Genomic DNA, 3,605 nt, shown 5'->3' on the forward strand with positions numbered 1-3,605 from the left:
TGCTGATCATTCCGACCCTGTTCGGGATTCTGATCATCAACTTCATCATTATCCAGGCCGCTCCCGGCGGACCCGTGGAACAGATGATCGCCAAGATCGAAGGCTTCGACGGCGCCACCAGCCGCATCGCCGGCGGTGGCGCCGAGGTCTCGGTGGCAGGCTCCAACTACCGGGGCGCACAGGGGCTGGACCCTGCCTTGGTCAAGGAAATCGAGCGCATGTACGGCTTTGACAAGTCCGCGCCCGAACGCCTGTGGATCATGGTCAAGAATTACGCGACCCTGGATTTCGGCGACAGCTTCTTCCGGGATGCCAAGGTGATCGACCTGATTGTCGAAAAAATGCCGGTCTCGATCTCGCTGGGGCTGTGGAGCACGCTGATCACCTACCTGGTGTCAATCCCGCTAGGCATCGCAAAGGCTACGCGACACGGCAGCCATTTCGACGTCTGGACCAGCTCGGCGATCATCGTCGGCTACGCAATCCCCGCCTTCCTCTTCGCGATTCTGCTGATCGTGGTGTTCGCTGGCGGCAGCTATTTCAACTGGTTTCCGTTGCGCGGCCTGACGTCCAACAACTTCGATGAGTTGAGCACCGCGGGCAAGGTCTTCGATTATTTCTGGCACCTGGTGCTGCCAGTGACCGCATTGGTAATCGGCAACTTCGCGACCATGACGCTGCTGACCAAGAACAGCTTCCTCGACGAGATCAGCAAGCAATACGTCACCACCGCCAAGGCAAAGGGCCTGAGTAATCACAAGGTGCTGTACGGTCACGTGTTCCGCAACGCGATGCTGTTGGTGATTGCCGGGTTTCCGGCGGCGTTCATGGGGATCTTTTTCACCGGATCGCTGCTGGTGGAAGTGATCTTCTCGCTGGACGGGCTGGGCCTGATGAGCTTCGAAGCGGCCATCAACCGTGACTACCCGGTGGTGTTCGGGACGCTGTTCATCTTTACCCTGCTGGGTCTGGTGGTGAAGCTGATCGGCGACATCACCTACACACTGGTAGACCCGCGCATCGACTTTGAAAGCAGGAAGCATTGATATGAAGCTGTCTCCTCTCAATCGCCGCCGCTTCGAACGCTTCAAGGCCAACAAACGCGGCTGGTGGTCACTGTGGCTGTTCCTGCTGCTGTTCGGCCTGAGCCTGGGCGCCGAACTCATCGCCAACGACAAACCGCTGGCCGTGCGCTACGACGGTCAATGGTACTTTCCGGTGTTCGAACGCTACCCGGAGACGACCTTTGGTGGCGAGTTCCCGCTGGAAGCCAACTACAAAAGCCCCTACATAAAGGAACTGCTGGCGGCCAAAGGCGGCTGGACGCTGTGGGCGCCGATTCCGTTCAGCTACCAGAGCATCAACTACGACCTCAAAGTGCCCGCCCCCGCGCCGCCATCGCGTGAGAACCTGTTGGGCACCGACGATCAGGGCCGGGACGTTCTGGCACGGGTCATCTATGGCTTCAGAATCTCGGTGCTGTTCGCCCTGACCCTGACCATCCTCAGCTCGATCATCGGCGTGGTGGCGGGTGCGCTGCAGGGCTTCTATGGCGGCTGGGTCGACTTGCTGGGCCAGCGCTTTCTGGAAGTCTGGTCCGGACTGCCGGTGCTGTATCTGTTGATCATTCTGGCCAGCTTCGTGCAACCCAACTTCTGGTGGTTGCTGGGTATCATGCTGCTGTTTTCCTGGATGAGCCTGGTGGATGTGGTGCGCGCCGAATTCCTGCGCGGGCGTAACCTGGAATACGTGCGCGCCGCCCGGGCGCTGGGTATGGAAAATGGCGCAATCATGTTCCGTCACATCCTGCCTAACGCCATGGTTTCGACCATGACTTTCATGCCGTTCATTCTTACCGGCGCGATCGGCACCCTGACCGCACTGGATTTCCTGGGCTTCGGCCTTCCAGCCGGATCGCCTTCGCTGGGCGAGCTGGTTGCGCAGGGCAAATCCAACCTGCAGGCCCCATGGCTGGGCATCAGCGCGTTTGCGGTGCTGGCCCTGATGCTGAGCCTGCTGGTATTCATCGGCGAATCCGCCCGTGATGCTTTCGACCCAAGGAAATGAGATGAACACTGACAATCTGATCGAAATCCGCGATCTGGCGGTCGAGTTCGTGACGGGCGACTCGCGGCAACGAGTGGTCGAGAACATCAGCTTCGATATCCGCCGTGGCGAAACCCTGGCGCTGGTCGGCGAAAGCGGCTCCGGAAAATCAGTGACCGCGCATTCGATCCTGCGCCTGCTGCCCTACCCCATCGCCAGCCACCCGAGCGGCACTATTCGCTATGCGGGCGATGACCTGCTGAAGGTGGAAGAAAAAAAGCTGCGCTCGATCCGTGGCAATCGGATTGCCATGATCTTTCAGGAGCCGATGACCTCGCTGAACCCGCTGCACTCGGTTGAAAAGCAAATCAATGAAGTACTCGGCCTGCACAAAGGGCTGACCGGCAAGGCCGCCACCGAGCGCACGCTGGAGCTGCTGGAGCTGGTTGGCATCCCTGAGCCGCGCAAGCGACTCAAAGCGCTGCCACACGAGCTGTCAGGCGGCCAGCGCCAGCGTGTCATGATCGCTATGGCCCTGGCCAACGAGCCGGAGCTGTTGATTGCCGATGAACCGACCACTGCGCTGGATGTAACGGTACAGTTGAAAATCCTCGAGTTGCTCAAGCACTTGCAGGCTCGTCTGGGCATGGCACTGCTGCTGATCAGCCACGATTTGAACGTTGTGAGGCAAATAGCCAACCGAGTATGTGTCATGCAGCGCGGTTGCATCGTCGAACAGGCATCGTGCGAAGAGCTGTTCCGTTCACCGCAGCATCCGTACACCAAAGTTTTGCTCAGTGCCGAACCCAGCGGCGGTCCTTCGACCAATCCCGCCGGAGCTCCGCTGCTTGAAGTCGAGGACCTGAAAGTCTGGTTCCCGATCAAGAAGGGCCTGCTCAAGCGCACTGTCGATCACGTCAAAGCGGTCGACGGCATCCGCTTCAGCCTGCCGGAAGGCCAGACATTGGGGATCGTGGGCGAAAGTGGATCAGGCAAATCAACGTTGGGCCTGGCGATTCTTCGGCTCATCGGTAGCCAGGGCAGCATACGGTTCAGGGGTAAACCGCTAGACTCCCTGTCGCAGCAGCAGATTCGTCCGCTGCGTCGACAGATGCAGGTGGTGTTCCAGGACCCGTTTGGCAGCCTGAGCCCTCGCATGTCGGTGAGTGATATCGTCGGTGAAGGCCTGCGCATTCACAACATGGGCACTGCAGCCGAGCAGGAGACGGCGATCATCGAGGCACTGCGTGAGGTAGGTCTGGACCCGGAAACCCGGCACCGCTACCCCCACGAGTTTTCCGGTGGTCAACGGCAGAGGATTGCCATTGCCCGGGCCTTGGTGCTCAAGCCGGCGCTGATTCTGCTGGACGAGCCGACTTCGGCCCTCGACCGGACCGTGCAGCGTCAGGTGGTAGAACTGCTTCGCTCGCTGCAAACCAAGTACAACCTGACGTATTTGTTCATCAGCCATGACCTGGCTGTCGTCAAAGCGCTGAGCCACCAGTTGATGGTGGTCAAGCAAGGCCAAGTGGTCGAACAGGGTGCGGCGCAGGCTGTTT

The 3,605-nt window shown here is 59.8% G+C and carries 3 protein-coding genes; all 3 read left to right on the forward strand.

All coding sequences use genetic code 11. The features are described 5' to 3' along the window. Positions 1-2: 2 nt before the first annotated feature. Positions 3-1,046 carry a microcin C ABC transporter permease YejB gene (locus tag BZK31_RS28530; protein WP_083186474.1) on the forward strand — a complete coding sequence of 348 codons (1,044 nt, stop codon included), beginning with the start codon at positions 3-5 and terminating at the stop codon, positions 1,044-1,046. A gap of 1 nt (position 1,047) precedes the next feature. Further along, the gene (locus BZK31_RS28535; protein WP_083186475.1) at positions 1,048-2,067 is read left to right on the forward strand and encodes an ABC transporter permease; all 1,020 of its coding nucleotides are present in this window, start codon (positions 1,048-1,050) and stop codon (positions 2,065-2,067) included. 1 nt (position 2,068) lies between these two features. Beyond that, positions 2,069-3,605, forward strand: a 1,537-nt coding sequence (locus BZK31_RS28540; protein ID WP_083186476.1) for an ABC transporter ATP-binding protein, incomplete at its 3' end; no start/stop codon positions are given.

Source organism: Pseudomonas floridensis (assembly GCF_002087235.1).
GTDB classification, from domain to species: domain Bacteria; phylum Pseudomonadota; class Gammaproteobacteria; order Pseudomonadales; family Pseudomonadaceae; genus Aquipseudomonas; species Aquipseudomonas floridensis.

Excerpts from the sequence above, each read along its gene's own strand:
- BZK31_RS28535 (WP_083186475.1), top strand. The coding sequence starts at position 1,048 with ATGAAGCTGTCTCCTCTCAATCGCCGCCGCTTCGAACGCTTCAAGGCC.